The following is a 17,833-nucleotide window of genomic DNA, read 5'->3' as shown; positions in this document are numbered from 1 at the left end:
GGCTTGCTCGCGAAGACGGAGTGTCAGACACCCTGGATGTCGGCTGACATAACGCTTTCGCGAGCAAGCCCGCTCCCACATTGGGAACCAGTGGCCCACAAAAAAGCCGACGCCTTCGCGTCGGCTTTTGCATTTCAATCGCGATCACCCGCGTTTGTAGACGATTTCCTTGGTGCCGCCTTCACAGGTGCCCACAACTTTTCCGCCATTGGCTCCCTTGTCGACAACCTCCAGCGAATACCCGGAAACGCCCTTGGCATCCAGCTTCGCCGCGATCTCGCCTTTCAGCTCTTCACAAGGCTTGCCAGCAGCAAACGCGCCACCCGCAAGGCTCAACAAACCTACTGCCAATATGAACTTCTTCATCGGTCGCACTCCCTGGTCGGATTAAAAGAGGCGGGCACCGGCTGTGCCGATGCACTCACCTTGTAGCGCTTTGCCATTCCTATGGCACTCGGCCAGCGCGCAAGTTCAGAAGCGTAGCCCAAACTCAGCTGCTGGCAATCCGGAAGCCGACTTTGAGTGTGACCTGGAAATGCGCAGCCTTGCCGTCCTTGATGTGGCCTCGGGTCTCGACCACTTCAAACCATTCCAGATGTTTGATGCTCTTGTTCGCTTCAGCCAGCGCATTGTTGATGGCGTCTTCGATGCTGGTGGTGGACGAGCCGACCAGCTCGACTTTCTTGTACGTGTGATGGTCACTCATGGCGATCTCCTGGATGTGTGGATTTGAGACTAGCAGTGAATCTGCACTGTTGATTTCGGCGGCTCAATGCAAGCGAAGTTCAGATTTTCTGCACTTTCTCAAACCGCTGAAGTCCCAACCAACACACGCCACTCATCACCAATGCAGGAGAGCCACCATGGCCAACACCTCTTTACGTAAAGCCTCGTTGCAAAGCATGGAAGCCGAGATCGAGAGTCTGCTCAAATCGTTGGAAAGCCTGAAGGACGACGCGTCCGACGAGTCGCGCAAGACCCTCAAGGCGCTCAAGAGCAACGCTGAAAGCGCGCTGAAACATTCGCGCAGCCTGCTCAGCGATGCCTATGAAGAAGTTAAAGTGAAAACCCGCGAGACCGGCATCGCCACCCGCGATTACGCTCAGGAACACCCTTGGACCACCGCCGGTGTGGCAGTCGGTGCAATCGGTCTGCTGGCTGCTTATTTGCTGTTCAAGCGCGGCGAGTGATCCGTCTGGCGCAGCTCATTCTTGAGCCATTGCGCCAGTTGCCGGGCGCGTCCGTCTGCGGCGCGCTTGGGTAGCCACAACGCCAGTTGCGCCGGGGTTTCGCAAAAGCCCCACGGCGCAACCAGGCGACCGGCCTTCAAGTCCTCGGCCACCAGCGGCTCTGGCGCGATTGCCACGCCGAGTCCGGCCACTGCGGCTTCCAGCAGATAATACAAATGCTCAAAACCTTGCCCCAACTTCAACGCCTTGGCGTCGAGGTGATTTTGCTGTGCCCAACTCGGCCAGGCTTGCGGGCGCGATGTGGTGTGCAGCAGCGGCTCGCTGAGCAAGGCTGACGCCGGCGCCGCTTGCAGGCGTTGGTAGCCACTGAACAGCGGGCTCATCACCGGGCCGATGCGTTCTGCGGCCAGTTCGTAGACCTGCATGTCTGCCGGCCATGGCGGCTCGGCGAACAACAGCAAGGCATCGAGTCCAGGGCGCCTGGGGTCGAGATCACCTTCACCGGCGGACAGATGCAGTCGCAAATCCGGCAAGTCTGCGTTGAGCCGCCCGAGGCGTGGGATGAACCAGCGCGCCAACAGACTGCCGGAGCAGCCGAGCACGAATGGCGCGTCAGCGGTGCTTTGCGTCAGCTCGGCACACACACTGCGCAAGCGATCGAAGGCCTCACCGCTGGCATCTCGCAAACGAACACCGGAATCTGTGAGTTTCAAGCCGCGACCATCCTTGACGAACAGGCTCACGCCCAGATGCTCTTCGAGCACTTTGAGCTGACGGCTGACTGCACCATGAGTGACGTGCAGCTGTTCGGCCGCCTGGCTGACGCTGTTCAGCCGGGCGGTGGCTTCGAACGCGCGCAAGGCGTTCAGCGGGGGAAGGTCGTGGCTCATGGTATCTGTGAGTTTTCCTGACAGGTTGTGGCGATCTTATCGGTTTTCAGCCTGGAAGGTCAGGGGTAGAGTGGACGCCATTGTCTTCTTACCCGAATTCACCTGGAGCACATCATGACCCAGACTTCGAACACCTCCAACCTGCGCAGCGGCCCTGACGATAACGGCCTGTTCGGTGCGTTCGGCGGCCGCTACGTGGCGGAAACCCTGATGCCGTTGATCCTCGATCTGTCCCGCGAATACGAGGCGGCCAAGGAAGATCCGGCGTTCAAGGAAGAGCTGGCCTACTTCCAGCGTGACTATGTCGGTCGTCCGAGCCCGCTGTACTTCGCCGAGCGTCTGACCGAGTTCTGCGGCGGCGCGAAGATCTACCTCAAACGCGAAGAGCTGAACCACACCGGCGCGCACAAGATCAACAACTGCATCGGCCAGATCCTGCTGGCGCGGCGCATGGGCAAGAAACGCATCATCGCCGAGACCGGTGCCGGCATGCACGGCGTGGCAACGGCCACCGTGGCCGCACGTTTCGGTCTGGACTGCGTGATCTACATGGGCACCACGGACATCGAACGTCAGCAGGCCAACGTGTTCCGCATGAAGCTGCTGGGCGCCGAGGTGATCCCGGTGGTGGCCGGCACCGGCACCCTGAAAGACGCGATGAACGAAGCGCTGCGTGACTGGGTGACCAACGTCGACAGCACCTTCTACCTGATCGGCACCGTGGCCGGCCCGCACCCGTACCCAGCCATGGTGCGCGACTTCCAGGCGGTGATCGGCAAGGAGACCCGCGAGCAGTTGCAAGCTCAGGAAGGTCGTCTGCCGGACAGTCTGGTGGCGTGCATCGGCGGCGGTTCCAACGCCATGGGCCTGTTCCACCCGTTCCTCGATGATCAAAGCGTCGAAATCATCGGGGTTGAAGCGGCCGGTTACGGCATCGAAACCGGCAAGCACGCGGCGAGCCTCAACGGCGGCGTACCCGGTGTGCTGCACGGCAACCGTACCTTCCTGTTGCAGGACGACGATGGCCAGATCATCGACGCCCACTCGATTTCCGCCGGTCTCGATTATCCGGGCATTGGCCCTGAGCACGCCTGGTTGCATGACATCGGCCGCGTCCAGTACACCTCGGTCACCGACGACGAAGCCCTCGCTGCGTTCCACCAGTGCTGCCGCCTCGAAGGCATCATCCCGGCACTGGAAAGCGCGCATGCGCTGGCTGAAGTGTTCAAACGCGCACCGAAACTGCCGAAGGATCACCTGATGGTGGTCAACCTCTCCGGCCGTGGCGACAAAGACATGCAGACCGTCATGCATCACATGGAACAGTCGAAGCAGGAGAAACACTGATGAGCCGCCTGCAAACCCGTTTTGCCGACCTCAAGCAACAGAATCGCGCCGCGCTGGTGACCTTCGTCACCGCCGGTGATCCGGACTACGACACTTCGCTGGCGATCCTCAAAGGTCTGCCGGGCGCTGGCGCCGACGTGATCGAGCTGGGCATGCCGTTCACCGACCCGATGGCCGACGGCCCGGCGATTCAACTGGCGAATATCCGTGCCTTGGGCGCCAAGCAGAATCTGGCGAAAACCCTGCAAATGGTTCGCGAGTTTCGCGAAGGCAACAGCGACACGCCGCTGGTGCTGATGGGCTATTTCAACCCGATCCACATGTACGGCGTTGAACGTTTCATCGCTGATGCCAAGGAAGCGGGCGTCGACGGTCTGATCGTGGTCGACATGCCGCCAGAGCACAATAATGAACTGTGCGACCCGGCACAGGCTGCGGGTCTGGACTTCATCCGCCTGACCACCCCGACCACTGACGATGCGCGTCTGCCGAAAGTGCTCAATGGCAGCTCGGGCTTCGTTTACTACGTGTCGGTGGCCGGTGTGACCGGTGCCGGTGCTGCGACTCTGGAGCATGTCGAAGAAGCGGTGACTCGTCTGCGTCGACACACTGACCTGCCGATCAGCATCGGTTTCGGTATCCGTACTCCGGAGCAGGCGGCGTCCATCGCTCGTTTGGCGGACGGGGTGGTGGTGGGTTCGGCACTGATCGATCACATCGCCAATGCGACCACGCCGGCCCAGGCTGTCGATGGTGTGCTGGGTCTGTGCAAGGCGCTGTCCGAAGGCGTGCGTCAGGCCCGCGTCAACTGAAGGTAAAGTTCCTGATACAGAGGAATTAGCGCCTCACATCACGGCCTAATTGAGCAAGACCGAGGGATTCAGAACCACGTTCTGAATCCCTTTTTGCTGTTGGTGCAGTGAGGAAGACTTGATGAAAATGCCGAAACGTCTGATTGCCGGACTGGGTGTGCTGATGCTCAGCGCGACGCCGCTGCTGGCCAGCGCCGATCCACGCGATGATCATGACCACGGCGGCCCGCAGCAGGGCCACTACGATAACCGTGGTGACGATCACCGTGGCCCGCAGAACGACCACCGAGGCGGCCCGCCACGCGACTTCGGCCCGGTACGGCAGACCATTCGCGACAATCACGGCTACTTCGTGCGCGGCGCACCGCCACCACCGGGCATCCATCTGGAGCGCGGTCGGCCGTTACCGCATGGTTACTACGGCGAGCGGCTGGACGGTCGGGCGCTGAGTCGTCTGCCAGTGTATCCGGGTTATGAGTGGCGCCGGGCCGGGGGTGATATTGTGCTGATCGCGGTGGGTACCGGGATCGTTTACGAAATTCTGGATGGTGTTTTGTACTGATTTACAGGCAATAAAAAGATCGCAGCCTGCGGCAGCTCCTACATTTATCTCTGTAGGAACTGCCGCAGGCTGCGATCTTTTTGCTTTTAAGGCAACTCCAGTCCGCCAGATGCCTTGTGCAGTCTGCGCAGATGCTCGCCGATCTGCTTCACGTTGGCTTCGCTGGCGGCAATTTCGGCCGCTCGCTTGGGTTCCAGCAACTTGCGCACTTCCTTGTCCAGATCGCCGCTCAGCGCCAGCAGTTGTTTCTGGCGTTGGGCGCTTTCGTCCTGCAGGCGCTTGAACTCGCTTGGTTGCGGCAGCCCGTAGCCACGGCTGTCGAGCAGTTCTGCCGGACGACTGAGGAAGCCGCTGTTGGCGAGAATTTCCTGCAGGGTGGCGTTGGCCTTGTCCATGCCGCCGTTTTCCAGCTCCCGGGCGCCGAGGTAGCGCTGCTTGACCTCGTCCTGGGCCAGCAGCAACTGGCGGCGATAACTCGCCTGTTCCAGCAGGAGCAATGCAGCGCTGGTGCGCAGGTCTGCACGTTCGAACCACTGGCGACGTTCTTCGGCAGACAGCGATAGCCAATCTTCGACGCTGGTTTGCTTGATCGGCAGCTGCTTTTTCAACACATCGAACATCGCCTGATAGCGATCGCGGAACGAATCGAAGCGGTAGCCCAGGCGCAGGGCTTCCTTGGGATTGTCGAGCACGCTGGTGTCGGCCAACCCGCGACCTTTCATCACCTCCAGCAAGCCGTTGGGCATGATGCTGTCGAGGCCGACAAGTTGCTTGTTGTTGCTGCCGCTGCGCAGCAGCTTGAGGCCTTCCACCGCGCAGTTGTTCGACAGGAAGAAGTAGTTGCCGTCATAGCTCCAGTGCATCTCGGCAGCGTGTTCGACCACGCCTTCGATCTCACTGCGCGACAGGTTCAGCGGCACGGAGGCAAGGCTGCGCAGCTCGGTCTTGGTGTACTCGTCGATCACTTGGGCCAGTGGCAGCACGAACAACCGCGACGGGTACTTGCCGACCAGACCGTCCCAGCTCGACAGCTGCACGTCACCGACAAAGGCGCGGTAGGACAGCACCAGATGCTGGTCGAGGTCGAGCCGGCAATCCGGGCCCCGTGGTCGACCCGGCGCGCAGATCACCAGCCGCAGCATGCTGTGGCCCCAGCGGCTGACCCAGTTCTGGTTGGCTTCAGCCAGCAGATAATCGACGGCATACACCCGCTCCGGGTCGACCTGGCCCAAGGGCTGTTTGGCGAAGTCGTTGCCGGCGTTGAGAAAGGCGAAGGTATTGCTGCAGGTGTCCTTGGCCGGTGGTGCCCAGCCGAAGCGCGCCTTGTAGTAGCGATAGAGCGCCGGACGGCGGCAGGCGTAGCTCGGGTCGAGGAGGAAATACTCCATGTTGACCGCGACAAACTCTTTCGGGCTGGAGATCTCGTACAGGTCCGGGCTGCGGGCCACCTGACGATTGTGTTGTTCACGCTCGCCGCGGCGGCCGACGTATTGTTGCCAACCGGCGAGATCAAGCAGACGTGGATCATCGCTGAGGGTAAAGCGTCGCTCGGTCTGGCCACGGCACTCATCGGGAATGCCGACCAGGCCGGCGCTGTTACTGCGGCGAGTGCAGCGCTGAATCAGCGTGCGCTCGGCGGCGGGCCACAGGCGCGCGCGGTCATAAATGTGGGTGAGTTCATGCAGCACCGTTGCCAGCAGTTCCTGGCGCACAGTGCCATGGGGGCGATTGGTTTTCTCTGTGGCCGCGCTGCCGTCGGTGAGGCCGGCGAGCAGTTTGCGGTTCAGGTCGAGCTCGGCAACCAGGGTCGCCTGGCCGTACGCATTGCTAGGCATGTCGTCGGACCAGCCGACGTCGATGCGCCGATCCAGCTGTTCGACGAAACTGGGCGGCAGTTTCTGCATGGCTTCATCGAGCAGCGTTTGACTGGCCTGTTGCTGGGCGGGGCTCAGGCCGTCGGTCTTGAGTCGCAATTGCAGGCTGGCGTGGGCGCTGTTGCCAAGCAGCAACAGTGCCCCGGCCAGCAGCCAGGCGCCGAGTGACTTCACAGGGCGAGGATGGCTTCGGCGAGCACCTGATCACTGGCGTCGCGAGCTTCCGGCACGCGCGTGCGCAAGGTGTTGAGGGCGGCTTCCAGGTGCGCACCGCGGATATCGCCGTTGGTGGCAACGAAGCTGGCCGCATCGTCGTGGGCTTCGCGGATGATTTTCGAATCGCGAATCGACGTCGTGGTATCGGAGGTGAAATCGATGGTGCGCTGGGAGGCACGAACGATGATGTTACTGGTGGCTACCAGGGTGTGTGCCTGGGCCACGTCGGCCAACAAAAACAGGCCAAGGGCGGCAGCAATCAGCGGGCTACGCATGGAACGACTCCGGAGGGCAATGTTAACGAGGGATCATGATTACTATTGGACGAGAATTGCCTGTGCCAGTTCAAGGTCGCTGACATGAAGTTTTGGTCGGGATTTGCGCAAGTAATGCAGGGCGGATTCGAGCTGCGCGCCGCGCAATTGACCGTCACTGGCGACAAACGCCGCCGCGTCATCGTGAGCGGCGATGATCAGTTTACGGTCGAATGGTGCGGAAGACACCATTCCGGTCGCCCAAACGCTGACCACGGTGTTTTGTGTGGAGACATCAAAGGCATCGACCGAGGTCGCCCAGAAGGCACTGACCAATACGCAAGGGAAAAACAGTCTGAATAAACGCATGAGACTCGGTAACGGTTAACGAGCTTCAAGGCTAGCGCAAATGCCCGGGCCAGAGCCAGCGGCGAGACATCGGGACACGACTGGCGTGCCCCGTCCGGCAATGGCGAATCAGATCGCGAGGATGGCTTGCGCCAGTTGGAAGTCGGTCGCGTTCAGTTGCGGTGCCTGATGACGGATCAGGTCCAGAGCACTTTCCAGTTTCACGCCACGGATCTGGCCTTCACTGGCGACGAAGCTGGCAGCGTCGTCACGGGCGGCGATCACGACTTTGTTGTCACGCAGCGAAGAGCTGACATCGGAGGTGGCGTCCGAGGAGGATTTCAGCGCGCCAACCACGGCATCGGTGGTCACAATGAAGCTGGAGGCACTGGCGTTGGCAGCCACGGCCAGCAAGGCGGCAGCGCTGAGCAGGCGAAGACGGGACATGGTGGATCTCCTGATAGTAAACCGTATTGAGAGGTGGCTTGTGTCTGATGAGTCAGACGCGGGTTACAGAAGATTCGCCACGTTCTGGCGTGGATATTAGGCCTGCGCGCGAGGTTCGGACAGTGGGCAGAATGCTAGCGCCAGAAGGGTTTCTCCAGTTCTCTGAGCCGATCGGCATGGCTGAGGCCCAGATCCGCTAGGTCGCGCTGGTCCAGTTGAGCCAGCAGGCGCCGCGTCCTGGCGCGCTCCAGTCCTTGCCACAGGGGTCGAAACAGGCGCCGCAGCAGGTGCGAGTGAGCGCGGGGTAGAGTCGAAGCTGTCGAAACATCCTGTAAGCCTTTCATGGCGTTTTCCTTAAACCGAGGAGGGTTAAGGACATGCTGCGCCCGATGCAGTTTGGCGAGCAGATACACTCATGAAAAATTGTACTGGTTCAGATTTTGTTTATTGAGAACTGTACCTGTACTTTGAATATTCTGCTGTACGGGCATTTTCGAACCCTGAAACGACAAAACCCGTCGCGGTTTCCCGCGACGGGTCTTGTGTGTTCAATTCGGGTTGCTGGCGGTGGGTCTGACGACCAGAGCCAGCGACGCTACTTAGCGCCAGAACGGCTTGCTCAGCTCTTCGTAGCGTTGTGCTTCGCTTATACCGGCGTCAGCCAGCAGACGCGAATCCAGACGAGCCAGTTGGTGGCGGCTGGAGATGCGGCGCTGCCACAACATCAGGTTAGCGATAACGCGCAGAGGCAGGGAAGCCTGGTTTTTTGCAGCTTTGTCTTCGAAGAACAGTTCGGAACTGAGTGTACGTTCCATGGTTGACATCCTTCCGCTTGTGGCGGGATCAGGTAGTGGTTTAACTGGTGCCCATGATCCTCTCGTTTGCCTAGTCTCTCTAGATACAGTTCAACTGTATTGTGAGTGACCAGTTAACTGTTTATAGGGGGTGTACGGGTCGAAATTGAGCAAACTGTACCTGTCAGCACTAATGTGGTGCGTTTTTGCTCAATTCGAGGAAGGAGGTAGGCAAAATCTGTAGGAAACAACCGGTACAGCAGTACAGTTTTTGCCAGATGTGGCGGGTTAAAAAATCCGCTGACACAAATTGTGTTTGCATCAGCGGTTTGACTGTGTGAATTACACCGCCAGCATGTGCCCGGTTTCTTCCAGGTTTATGTGCCAGCTCAAGGCATCACGCAGAATGTGCGGGGTGTGGCCACCGATGGCGCACGCTGCGGTGAAGTAGTCGTTCAGCGCCTGGCGATAGTCCGGGTGCACACAGTTGTCGATGATCACCCGAGCGCGTTCGCGTGGGGCCAGGCCGCGTAGGTCAGCCAGACCGACTTCGGTCACCAGAATGTCGACGTCATGCTCGGTGTGGTCAACGTGGCTGACCATCGGCACCACGCTGGAAATCGCCCCGCCCTTCGCGATCGATTTGGTCACGAACACCGCCAGGTGCGCGTTGCGCGCAAAGTCCCCCGAACCGCCGATACCGTTCATCATCCGCGTGCCGCAGACGTGGGTGGAGTTGACGTTGCCGTAGATATCGAACTCCAGCGCGGTGTTGATGCCAATGATACCCAGACGACGCACCACTTCCGGGTGGTTGGAGATCTCCTGCGGGCGCAGCACCAGTTTGTCCTTGTACTTCTCCAGGTTGCCGAACACGTCGCTGTTGCGCCGCTCCGACAAAGTGATCGAGCTGCCCGACGCAAAGCTCAGCTTGCCGGCGTCGATCAGGTCGAAGGTCGAGTCCTGCAGCACTTCGGAGTACATGGTCAGGTCTTCGAACGGCGAATCGATCAGGCCGCACATCACCGCGTTGGCGATGTTGCCGATCCCGGCCTGCAACGGGCCGAGCTTGTTGGTCATGCGCCCGGCATTGACTTCCTGCTTGAAGAAGGTGATCAGGTGCTCGGCGATGGCATTGGTGTCGACATCCGGGGTCGACACCGTGGACGGCGAATCCGCCTGCTGAGTGATGACGATGGCGACAATCTTCTCCGGCGGGATCGGGATCGCGGTGCTGCCGATGCGATCGTCGACTTTCACCAGCGGGATCGGCGTGCGCGTCGGGCGATAGGTGGGGATATAGATGTCATGCAGGCCTTCGAGGTTGGCGTTGTGCGCAAGGTTGATCTCGACAATCACCTGCTTGGCGAAAATCGCGAAGCTCGCCGAGTTGCCCACCGAGGTGGTCGGCACGATGTGGCCTTGCTCGGTGATGGCCACGGCTTCGATCACTGCGATGTCCGGCAGCTTCAGTTGCTGGTTGCGCAGTTGCTCGACGGTTTCCGACAGGTGCTGGTCGATGAACATCACTTCGCCGGCGTTGATCGCCTTGCGCAAGGTGCTGTCGACCTGGAACGGCATGCGCCGCGACAACACGCCGGCCTCGGTCAGTTGCTTGTCGAGGTCGTTGCCCAGGCTCGCGCCGGTCATCAGGCTGATCTTCAGCGGCGTGACCTTGGCTCGCTCGGCCAGTGCGTGAGGGACAGCTTTGGCTTCGCCCGCGCGGGTGAAGCCGCTCATGCCGACGGTCATGCCGTCTTCAATCAGCGCGGCGGCGTCGGCGGCGCTCATCACTTTATCCAACAACGAAGGCAGGCGAATACGGTCACGGTACATGGATTATTTTCTCGGGAAGCGAGTAGCAGGATGCGCAGTCTAGTGAATTTCGCGGGCGCCTGTCCCGCTACCAAGGTCGCAAACGAGGCGTCTATTTAGCGGGTTTCAAGTAAAACACCGTTACTGGATCTGCAACAACGTGGCAAATTGTCCGACGGTTTGCGCAAACAAAAACGCCCCGACAAGTCGGGGCGTCCGGTGCAACTGCGCAGGATTACTCGACCGCTTTGACCATGTCTTCGATGACTTTCTTCGCGTCGCCGAACACCATCATGGTCTTGTCCAGGTAGAACAGTTCGTTGTCCAGACCGGCATAACCGCTGGCCATCGAGCGCTTGTTGACGATGATGGTCTTGGCCTTGAACGCTTCGAGAATCGGCATGCCGGCAATCGGCGATTTCGGATCGTTCTTGGCGGCCGGGTTGACCACGTCGTTGGCGCCGAGTACCAGCACCACGTCGGCCTGGCCGAACTCGGAGTTGATGTCTTCCATCTCGAACACCTGGTCGTAAGGCACTTCGGCCTCGGCGAGCAGGACGTTCATGTGCCCTGGCATGCGACCGGCCACCGGGTGGATCGCGTACTTCACGGTCACGCCGCGATGGGTCAGTTTCTCGGTCAGCTCTTTCAATGCATGCTGCGCACGGGCCACCGCCAGGCCGTAACCCGGGACGATGATCACGGTGTCGGCGTTGGTCAGCAGGAACGTTGCGTCGTCGGCCGAACCGGATTTCACCGGACGGGCTTCTTTCGCACCGGCAGGTCCTGCGTCGGCCGTGTTGCCGAAACCGCCAAGCAGTACATTAAAGAAGGAACGGTTCATCGCCTTGCACATGATGTACGAGAGGATCGCACCGCTCGAACCCACCAGAGAGCCGGCAATGATCAGCATCGAGTTGTTCAGCGAGAAGCCGATACCCGCTGCCGCCCAACCCGAGTAACTGTTGAGCATCGACACTACTACCGGCATGTCGGCGCCACCGATCGGGATGATGATCAGCACGCCCATCACGAACGCCAGGGCCAGCATCAGCGCGAACGCGGCAAGGTTGCCGGTGAGCATGAAGGTCACGCCCAGCACCAGTGTCGCCAGACCGAGTACCGCGTTCAGCTTGTGCTGACCGGCGAACTGTACCGGCGCACCCTGGAACAGGCGGAACTTGTACTTGCCCGACAGCTTGCCAAACGCGATCACCGAGCCGGAGAAGGTGATTGCACCAATCGCCGCGCCGAGGAACAGCTCCAGACGGTTGCCCGCCGGGATCGAATCGCCCAGATGCTTGACGATGCCCAGCGATTGCGGCTCAACCACCGCAGCAATGGCGATGAACACCGCCGCCAGACCGATCATGCTGTGCATGAACGCGACCAGCTCTGGCATCTTGGTCATTTCGACGCGCTTGGCCATGATCGAACCGGCGGTGCCGCCGATCAGCAGGCCGACGATCACGTAACCGATACCGGCAGTCGCCAGTTCCGCGCCGAGCTTATAGATGAGGCCGATGGTGGTGAGGATGGCCAGCGCCATGCCGAGCATGCCGAACAGATTGCCGCGCCGCGACGTGGTCGGGTGCGACAGGCCTTTAAGGGCCTGGATAAAGCAGATCGACGCGATCAGGTAGAGCGTCGTGACGAGATTCATGCTCATTACTTCGGCGCCTCTTCTTTTGCTTTCGGGGCTTTCTTCTTGAACATCTCAAGCATGCGGCGGGTGACCAGGAAGCCACCAAACACGTTGACCGCAGCCAGTGCCACGGCGAGGGTGCCCATGGTCTTGCCCAGCGGCGTGACGGTCAGCGCAGCAGCGAGCATGGCGCCGACGATCACGATTGCCGAAATGGCATTGGTCACCGCCATCAACGGCGTGTGCAGCGCAGGTGTAACGTTCCAGACCACGTGGTAACCGACATAAATCGCCAGCACGAAGATGATCAGGTTGTAGATACCGGGGGAGATAAGCTCTTCCATCGTCTGAATCCCTGCTTAGGCGTTTTTGCGGATGACTTGGCCGTCGCGGCACATCAGGCACGCGGCGACGATGTCGTCTTCGAGGTTGACGTCGAACTGGCCTTCTTTGGTGAACACCAGCTTGAGGAAGTCCAGCAGGTTGCGGGCGTACAGCGCCGAGGCGTCTGCAGCGACTTCACCGGCCAGGTTGGTCGGGCCGACGATGGTCACGCCGTTCTCGACCACGACCTGATCGGCGACGGTCAGCGGGCAGTTGCCGCCCTGCGCAGCCGCGAGGTCGATGACCACCGAGCCCGGCTTCATCTGCGCCACGGTGTCTGCGCTCAACAGTGTCGGCGCCTTGCGGCCCGGGATCAGTGCGGTGGTGATGACGATGTCGGCCTGCCTGGCGCGTTCGTGCACAGCCTGGGCCTGACGTTGCATCCAGCTCGCCGGCATCGGGCGAGCGTAACCGCCGACACCGACCGCGCATTCACGCTCTTCGTCAGTCTCGTAAGGCACATCGACGAACTTGGCGCCGAGGGATTCGATCTGTTCCTTCACCGCCGGACGCACGTCAGACGCTTCGATCACCGCACCCAGACGTTTCGCCGTGGCAATCGCCTGCAACCCGGCCACGCCCGCGCCGAGAATCAGTACGCGCGCCGCTTTCACGGTGCCCGCAGCGGTCATCAGCATTGGCATGAAGCGCGGATAGTAGTGCGCAGCCAGCAACACCGCCTTGTAGCCGGCGATGTTCGCCTGCGACGACAGCACATCGAGACTCTGCGCCCGAGAGGTACGCGGCGCCGCCTCAAGGGCGAACGCAGTGATCCCGCACTCGGCCATTTTGGCAATGGTGTCGTTATTGAAGGGGTTGAGCATGCCCACCAGCACCGTGCCGCGCTTGATCAGCGCCAGTTCGGCGTCGCTGGGGGCGACCACTTTGAGAATCAGCTCGGCGCCGAACGCATCGTTGGCACTGCCAATGGTCGCGCCCGCCGCTTCATAGGCACTGTCGACAACACTGGCTTTAACGCCGGCGCCGGTTTGCACAGTGACCTTATGGCCTTGGCTGATCAGCTTTTTAATGGTTTCCGGGGTTGCAGCAACCCGTGTTTCACCGGTCTGGGTTTCGAGAGGAACACCAATGTGCACGTCAAATCTCCTGCGTGATCTTATTGAGTAAACCCAGGCACTGCGGATGGTGCGACTGGGGCGGCCGATCAGCACGATCCCGCCAAATCAGGGCGGGGCGCGGCATTTTGCAGGCGAACTTTATGCCCTTCAAGGGATTATGACGGGTGACGGAAAATTAACTACAAGTCATCCCGTGACCGAATGTCGCAGATGGCCAGCTGAATCCCTTGCAGGCCGTGCCTTGCAAGGATTCTGGCTGAATTTGAAAAAATTTCTCATCGGCGGCGTGAATAGGCCGTAATGAGTCGTGAATAGAGGCTCAAAGCCACGTCCGCAGGCGCTTGTGGGACGTCTGTACGACTTTCGGATACAGTCTGCGATTTTGCGACAAATACTTATATCTGTAGCGCTTTGATTTTCCTGACTACCGGGTTAGTAATCGCTGTAAGGCCTTATCCTTCTAGGCTGTAGCTGTTTGCCTGGTTGACCAGCCAATCGCGAAAAGCCTTGAGTGATGCTGATTCGACCTTTCGCTCCGGAATCATCAGGTAATACGCCTTAATGCTGGAGAGCGCATTCGGGTTGGCGACCACCAGGCGTTTCTCGGCCAGTTCGCGCTGAATCAGAAACGGTGGAATCAGCGCGATGCCCATGTCGTGCATGGCGGCCTGAGCCAGCATGGAGAATAGCTCGTAGCGCGGACCTGTCATGTCGCGTGGGATGTTCAGGTTCAGGGAGTTGAACCACTGCCGCCAGGCGTAGGGACGGGTGGTTTGCTGCAACAGAGGCAGCTCGGCAATCTCGTTGGGTGTCAGATGTTTCTTGCTGCCGAGGAGAGCGGGGCTGCATACCGGCATCGGATTTTCGCCCATCAGCCTGTGGGATTCGGTACCCGACCAATCGGCGTCGCCAAAGTAGATTGCCGCATCGAAATCAGTGTCGGCAAACAGGAACGGGCGGGTGCGGTTGGTCAGGTTGACCGTTACTTCCGGGTGTTTGAGCTGGAAGTCCTTGAGCCGTGGCAGCAGCCATTGCGTGCCGAAGGTGGGCACCACCGCCAGTTCGATCACATTTGTGCCCTGCTGGCCCATCACCGAAAGCGTGTCGCGCTCGACGGCGTCGAGCTGCGTGGCCACCCGACGGCTGTAGGAAAGTCCCGCTTCCGTCAGCTTCACTCCACGTCGCGAGCGTCGGAACAGTTCCACACTGAGGAACTCCTCAAGGCTGGCGATCTGTCGGCAAATGGCGCCCTGGGTGAGGGAAAGTTCTTCGGCAGCCTTGGTAAAGCTTTCGTGGCGGGCGGCGGCTTCGAAGCTGATCAGGGCCGTGGTGCTGGGTATCTTCCTGCGCATGTACGTCAACCTCACTAATGCGCCGCATAAAAGGCATTCAGCGACGTTTCGGAGTGAGAAATTAGCACAACAGGATGCGAAATCCTCGTTTGCCGCGCTGGCCAACCGGGCCTAGGATCAATGCCACGTTAATTCACCGATTTGCGAGGACTCACTCATGGGCGGTAAAGCTAGCTTCAACTGGATCGATCCCCTGCTGCTGGATCAACAGCTCACCGAAGAGGAGCGCATGATCCGCGACACCGCCGCCCAATTCGCTCAGCAGAGCCTGGCGCCACGCGTGCTTGAAGCTTTCCGCCATGAGAAAACCGACCCGGCAATCTTCCGCGAAATGGGCGAAGTCGGTCTGCTCGGTGCGACCATCCCTGAACAATACGGTGGCAGCGGTCTGAACTACGTCAGCTACGGGCTGATTGCTCGCGAAGTCGAGCGTGTCGACTCTGGCTACCGTTCTATGATGAGTGTGCAGTCCTCATTGGTGATGGTGCCGATCAACGAATTCGGCACTGAAGCACAGAAACAGAAATACCTGCCGAAATTGGCTTCCGGCGAATGGATCGGCTGCTTCGGTCTGACCGAGCCAAACCACGGCTCCGACCCGGGCGCGATGATCACCCGTGCGCGCAAAGTCGACGGCGGCTACAGCCTGACCGGCGCCAAGATGTGGATCACCAACAGCCCGATCGCCGATGTGTTCGTGGTCTGGGCCAAGGACGATGCCGGCGACATCCGTGGCTTCGTCCTGGAGAAAGGCTGGAAGGGCTTGAGCGCTCCGGCGATTCACGGCAAGGTCGGCCTGCGCGCCTCGATCACCGGCGAAATCGTCATGGACAACGTGTTTGTGCCGGAAGAAAACATCTTCCCGGACGTGCGCGGCCTGAAAGGCCCGTTCACCTGCCTTAACTCCGCACGCTATGGCATCTCCTGGGGCGCATTGGGCGCTGCCGAGTTCTGCTGGCACACCGCTCGCCAGTACACCCTTGATCGTCAGCAGTTCGGGCGCCCATTGGCTGCCACCCAGCTTATTCAGAAGAAGCTGGCCGACATGCAGACCGAGATCACTCTGGCGCTGCAAGGCTGTCTGCGCCTGGGTCGCATGAAGGATGAGGGCACTGCCGCGGTCGAAATCACTTCGATCATGAAGCGCAACTCCTGTGGCAAGTCGCTGGATATCGCTCGCATGGCCCGTGACATGCTGGGTGGTAACGGTATCTCTGACGAGTTCGGTGTGGCCCGTCATCTGGTCAACCTGGAAGTGGTGAATACCTATGAAGGTACTCACGACGTTCACGCGCTGATCCTCGGTCGCGCGCAAACCGGTCTGCAGGCGTTCTATTAACAGGAGAGCGACCATGGGCGCGCTGTCGCATCTGCGGGTACTGGATTTATCGCGCGTGCTGGCCGGGCCGTGGGCCGGGCAGATTCTCGCCGACCTTGGCGCCGAGGTGATCAAGGTCGAGCGCCCGGGCAATGGCGATGATACGCGCGCCTGGGGGCCGCCGTTCCTTAAGGATGCTTATGGGGAAAACACCAGCGAGGCGGCCTATTACCTGTCGGCCAACCGCAACAAGCAATCGGTGACGATCGACTTCACTCGGCCTGAAGGGCAGAACCTGGTACGGGAGCTGGCGGCGAAGTCGGACATTCTGATCGAGAACTTCAAGGTCGGTGGGCTGGCTGCCTATGGGCTGGACTACGAGTCGCTGAAGGCGATCAATCCGGATCTGATCTATTGCTCGATCACTGGCTTCGGTCAAACCGGGCCGTATGCCAAGCGTGCGGGTTATGACTTCATGATTCAGGGGCTGGGCGGGTTGATGAGCCTGACCGGTCGCCCTGAAGGTGATGAAGGCGCCGGGCCGGTGAAGGTGGGAGTGGCGCTGACGGACATTCTTACGGGGCTGTATTCGACCGTGGCGATACTGGCGGCGCTGGCTCATCGTGATCACGACGGTGGCGGGCAACACATCGATATGGCTTTGCTGGATGTGCAGGTCGCATGTCTGGCGAATCAGGCGATGAACTATCTGACTACCGGCAATGCGCCGAAGCGTCTGGGTAATGCACACCCGAACATCGTGCCTTATCAGGACTTCCCGACGGCCGACGGTGATTTCATTCTTACCGTTGGCAATGACGGCCAGTTCCGCAAGTTTGCCGAGGTGGCGGGCCAGCCGCAGTGGGCGGACGATCCGCGATTCGCGACTAACAAGCTGCGGGTGGCTAACCGCGCGGTGTTGATTCCTCTGATCCGCCAGGCGACGGTATTCAAGACTACCGCCGAATGGGTGGCTCAGCTGGAGCAAGCGGGTGTGCCGTGTGGGCCGATCAATGATCTGTCCCAAGTGTTTGAGGATCCGCAGGTGAAGGCGCGTGGGTTGGCGATAGAGCTGCCGCATGCATTGGCGGGGATGGTCCCGCAGGTGGCGAGTCCGATCCGGCTGTCGCAGACGCCGGTCGAGTACCTTCGCGCGCCTCCTTTATTGGGCGAGCATACGTTGGAGGTTTTGCAGCGGGTGCTGGGTCTGGGCGCAGGTGCGGTAGAGGCACTCAAGGCTGATGGAGTGCTTTGAGTATCGCTTCTATATAGAAGAAGGCTGTTTTCTGCCTATATATAGATGGATTTGTGCGTTTTTTAACCGATCTGTAAGTTGTTGAAAGAAAACTGAAATTAACGGTTGACGGCAGATTCAGGAGGTCTATAATTCGCCCCACTTCCGGCGCAGTCGAAACGGAAAACTCCTTGAGATTCAATGAGTTACGCAGTTTTCGGCAGCGGCTCGCTTCAGTTCATCGAAGCCTGGAAGGAGTTGAAAGAGCGGTG

The 17,833-nt window shown here is 60.0% G+C and carries 20 protein-coding genes; 6 read left to right on the top strand and 14 right to left on the bottom strand.

The window, feature by feature from the left end:
• Nucleotides 1–144 precede the first annotated feature (144 nt).
• Nucleotides 145–366 (bottom strand): DUF1161 domain-containing protein, encoded by a 222-nt coding sequence (locus QMX91_RS19540; RefSeq protein WP_115988512.1) that lies wholly within the window; start codon nt 364–366, stop codon nt 145–147.
• Between the two features lie 124 nt (nt 367–490).
• Complete coding sequence (locus QMX91_RS19535) at nt 491–706, bottom strand: dodecin (protein ID WP_083367411.1); 216 nt, start codon at nt 704–706, stop codon at nt 491–493.
• 157 nt (nt 707–863) lie between these two features.
• On the opposite strand from QMX91_RS19535, the gene QMX91_RS19530 reads away from it, so the two are divergent.
• Nucleotides 864–1,190, top strand: a complete 327-nt coding sequence (locus QMX91_RS19530; RefSeq protein ID WP_003220391.1) for a DUF883 family protein — start codon at nt 864–866, stop codon at nt 1,188–1,190.
• Here the strand turns inward: QMX91_RS19530 and QMX91_RS19525 are convergent.
• A complete protein-coding gene (locus tag QMX91_RS19525; protein WP_282413211.1) occupies nt 1,163–2,080 on the bottom strand; it encodes a LysR family transcriptional regulator in 918 nt (305 codons plus the stop codon). The two genes, QMX91_RS19530 and QMX91_RS19525, sit on opposite strands and share 28 nt — an antisense overlap.
• Nucleotides 2,081–2,194: 114 nt before the next feature.
• On the opposite strand from QMX91_RS19525, the gene trpB reads away from it, so the two are divergent.
• The 3 genes from trpB (at nt 2,195) to QMX91_RS19510 (ending at nt 4,801) form a co-directional block, all read left to right on the top strand.
• Nucleotides 2,195–3,427: a tryptophan synthase subunit beta gene (gene trpB, locus QMX91_RS19520; protein WP_134785108.1), complete on the top strand. Its 1,233-nt coding sequence runs from the start codon at nt 2,195–2,197 to the stop codon at nt 3,425–3,427.
• Nucleotides 3,427–4,239 carry a tryptophan synthase subunit alpha gene (gene trpA, locus QMX91_RS19515; RefSeq protein WP_134785109.1) on the top strand — a complete coding sequence of 271 codons (813 nt, stop codon included), beginning with the start codon at nt 3,427–3,429 and terminating at the stop codon, nt 4,237–4,239. The genes trpB and trpA overlap by 1 nt, the downstream gene beginning before the upstream one ends.
• Nucleotides 4,240–4,360: 121 nt before the next feature.
• Nucleotides 4,361–4,801, top strand: coding sequence for an anti-virulence regulator CigR family protein (locus QMX91_RS19510; RefSeq protein WP_047597088.1), 441 nt, complete (start codon nt 4,361–4,363; stop codon nt 4,799–4,801).
• Nucleotides 4,802–4,887: 86 nt separating this feature from the next.
• On the opposite strand, the gene QMX91_RS19505 is transcribed toward QMX91_RS19510, so the two are convergent.
• The 11 genes from QMX91_RS19505 to QMX91_RS19455 form a co-directional block, all read right to left on the bottom strand.
• Entirely contained in the window at nt 4,888–6,849 is a 1,962-nt protein-coding gene (locus QMX91_RS19505) for a DUF4105 domain-containing protein (protein ID WP_135294678.1), read from the bottom strand.
• Nucleotides 6,846–7,166 carry a DUF2388 domain-containing protein gene (locus QMX91_RS19500; protein WP_007911662.1) on the bottom strand — a complete coding sequence of 107 codons (321 nt, stop codon included), beginning with the start codon at nt 7,164–7,166 and terminating at the stop codon, nt 6,846–6,848. Before QMX91_RS19500 ends, QMX91_RS19505 begins: the two co-directional genes overlap by 4 nt.
• 42 nt (nt 7,167–7,208) lie before the next feature.
• Nucleotides 7,209–7,514: a DUF2388 domain-containing protein gene (locus tag QMX91_RS19495; RefSeq protein WP_098966511.1), complete on the bottom strand. Its 306-nt coding sequence runs from the start codon at nt 7,512–7,514 to the stop codon at nt 7,209–7,211.
• Between the two features lie 108 nt (nt 7,515–7,622).
• Nucleotides 7,623–7,940 carry a DUF2388 domain-containing protein gene (locus QMX91_RS19490; RefSeq protein ID WP_007962831.1) on the bottom strand — a complete coding sequence of 106 codons (318 nt, stop codon included), beginning with the start codon at nt 7,938–7,940 and terminating at the stop codon, nt 7,623–7,625.
• Between the two features lie 134 nt (nt 7,941–8,074).
• Nucleotides 8,075–8,284, bottom strand: a complete 210-nt coding sequence (locus QMX91_RS19485) for a DUF1127 domain-containing protein (RefSeq protein ID WP_098966513.1) — start codon at nt 8,282–8,284, stop codon at nt 8,075–8,077.
• A gap of 255 nt (nt 8,285–8,539) precedes the next feature.
• Entirely contained in the window at nt 8,540–8,755 is a 216-nt protein-coding gene (locus tag QMX91_RS19480; protein WP_007962833.1) for a DUF1127 domain-containing protein, read from the bottom strand.
• Between the two features lie 321 nt (nt 8,756–9,076).
• A complete protein-coding gene (locus QMX91_RS19475) occupies nt 9,077–10,570 on the bottom strand; it encodes an acetyl-CoA hydrolase/transferase family protein (RefSeq protein WP_223007099.1) in 1,494 nt (497 codons plus the stop codon).
• Nucleotides 10,571–10,784: 214 nt separating this feature from the next.
• On the bottom strand, nt 10,785–12,218 hold the full coding sequence (locus QMX91_RS19470; protein WP_027610192.1) for an NAD(P)(+) transhydrogenase (Re/Si-specific) subunit beta: 1,434 nt from the start codon (nt 12,216–12,218) through the stop codon (nt 10,785–10,787).
• Nucleotides 12,218–12,538 carry an NAD(P) transhydrogenase subunit alpha gene (locus QMX91_RS19465; protein ID WP_003220416.1) on the bottom strand — a complete coding sequence of 107 codons (321 nt, stop codon included), beginning with the start codon at nt 12,536–12,538 and terminating at the stop codon, nt 12,218–12,220. The genes QMX91_RS19470 and QMX91_RS19465 overlap by 1 nt, the downstream gene beginning before the upstream one ends.
• 15 nt (nt 12,539–12,553) lie before the next feature.
• Complete coding sequence (locus QMX91_RS19460) at nt 12,554–13,675, bottom strand: Re/Si-specific NAD(P)(+) transhydrogenase subunit alpha (protein WP_098966517.1); 1,122 nt, start codon at nt 13,673–13,675, stop codon at nt 12,554–12,556.
• Between the two features lie 434 nt (nt 13,676–14,109).
• Nucleotides 14,110–15,009 (bottom strand): LysR family transcriptional regulator, encoded by a 900-nt coding sequence (locus QMX91_RS19455; protein ID WP_282413210.1) that lies wholly within the window; start codon nt 15,007–15,009, stop codon nt 14,110–14,112.
• 157 nt (nt 15,010–15,166) lie between these two features.
• Between QMX91_RS19455 and QMX91_RS19450 the strand changes: the two genes are divergently transcribed.
• Nucleotides 15,167–16,348 (top strand): acyl-CoA dehydrogenase, encoded by a 1,182-nt coding sequence (locus QMX91_RS19450; RefSeq protein ID WP_003220420.1) that lies wholly within the window; start codon nt 15,167–15,169, stop codon nt 16,346–16,348.
• A gap of 13 nt (nt 16,349–16,361) precedes the next feature.
• On the top strand, nt 16,362–17,582 hold the full coding sequence (locus tag QMX91_RS19445) for a CaiB/BaiF CoA-transferase family protein (protein ID WP_098966520.1): 1,221 nt from the start codon (nt 16,362–16,364) through the stop codon (nt 17,580–17,582).
• The last annotated feature ends 251 nt before the right edge of the window (nt 17,583–17,833 follow it).

This window comes from Pseudomonas sp. PS01299 (assembly GCF_029960145.1).
GTDB lineage: Bacteria > Pseudomonadota > Gammaproteobacteria > Pseudomonadales > Pseudomonadaceae > Aquipseudomonas > Aquipseudomonas putida_A.
The sequence above is the reverse complement of the archived record's forward strand: the minus strand, read 5'-3'. Positions and strand labels throughout refer to the sequence as shown.

Bases quoted from the DNA above. Each gene is read 5' to 3' on its own strand.
- QMX91_RS19540 (WP_115988512.1), bottom strand. From the start codon at position 366: ATGAAGAAGTTCATATTGGCAGTAGGTTTGTTGAGCCTTGCGGGTGGC.
- QMX91_RS19535 (WP_083367411.1), bottom strand. From the start codon at position 706: ATGAGTGACCATCACACGTACAAGAAAGTCGAGCTGGTCGGCTCGTCC.
- QMX91_RS19530 (WP_003220391.1), top strand. From the start codon at position 864: ATGGCCAACACCTCTTTACGTAAAGCCTCGTTGCAAAGCATGGAAGCC.
- QMX91_RS19525 (WP_282413211.1), bottom strand. From the start codon at position 2,080: ATGAGCCACGACCTTCCCCCGCTGAACGCCTTGCGCGCGTTCGAAGCC.
- trpB (WP_134785108.1), top strand. From the start codon at position 2,195: ATGACCCAGACTTCGAACACCTCCAACCTGCGCAGCGGCCCTGACGAT.
- trpA (WP_134785109.1), top strand. From the start codon at position 3,427: ATGAGCCGCCTGCAAACCCGTTTTGCCGACCTCAAGCAACAGAATCGC.
- QMX91_RS19510 (WP_047597088.1), top strand. From the start codon at position 4,361: ATGAAAATGCCGAAACGTCTGATTGCCGGACTGGGTGTGCTGATGCTC.
- QMX91_RS19500 (WP_007911662.1), bottom strand. From the start codon at position 7,166: ATGCGTAGCCCGCTGATTGCTGCCGCCCTTGGCCTGTTTTTGTTGGCC.
- QMX91_RS19495 (WP_098966511.1), bottom strand. From the start codon at position 7,514: ATGCGTTTATTCAGACTGTTTTTCCCTTGCGTATTGGTCAGTGCCTTC.
- QMX91_RS19490 (WP_007962831.1), bottom strand. From the start codon at position 7,940: ATGTCCCGTCTTCGCCTGCTCAGCGCTGCCGCCTTGCTGGCCGTGGCT.
- QMX91_RS19485 (WP_098966513.1), bottom strand. From the start codon at position 8,284: ATGAAAGGCTTACAGGATGTTTCGACAGCTTCGACTCTACCCCGCGCT.
- QMX91_RS19480 (WP_007962833.1), bottom strand. From the start codon at position 8,755: ATGGAACGTACACTCAGTTCCGAACTGTTCTTCGAAGACAAAGCTGCA.
- QMX91_RS19475 (WP_223007099.1), bottom strand. From the start codon at position 10,570: ATGTACCGTGACCGTATTCGCCTGCCTTCGTTGTTGGATAAAGTGATG.
- QMX91_RS19470 (WP_027610192.1), bottom strand. From the start codon at position 12,218: ATGAGCATGAATCTCGTCACGACGCTCTACCTGATCGCGTCGATCTGC.
- QMX91_RS19465 (WP_003220416.1), bottom strand. From the start codon at position 12,538: ATGGAAGAGCTTATCTCCCCCGGTATCTACAACCTGATCATCTTCGTG.
- QMX91_RS19455 (WP_282413210.1), bottom strand. From the start codon at position 15,009: ATGCGCAGGAAGATACCCAGCACCACGGCCCTGATCAGCTTCGAAGCC.
- QMX91_RS19450 (WP_003220420.1), top strand. From the start codon at position 15,167: ATGGGCGGTAAAGCTAGCTTCAACTGGATCGATCCCCTGCTGCTGGAT.
- QMX91_RS19445 (WP_098966520.1), top strand. From the start codon at position 16,362: ATGGGCGCGCTGTCGCATCTGCGGGTACTGGATTTATCGCGCGTGCTG.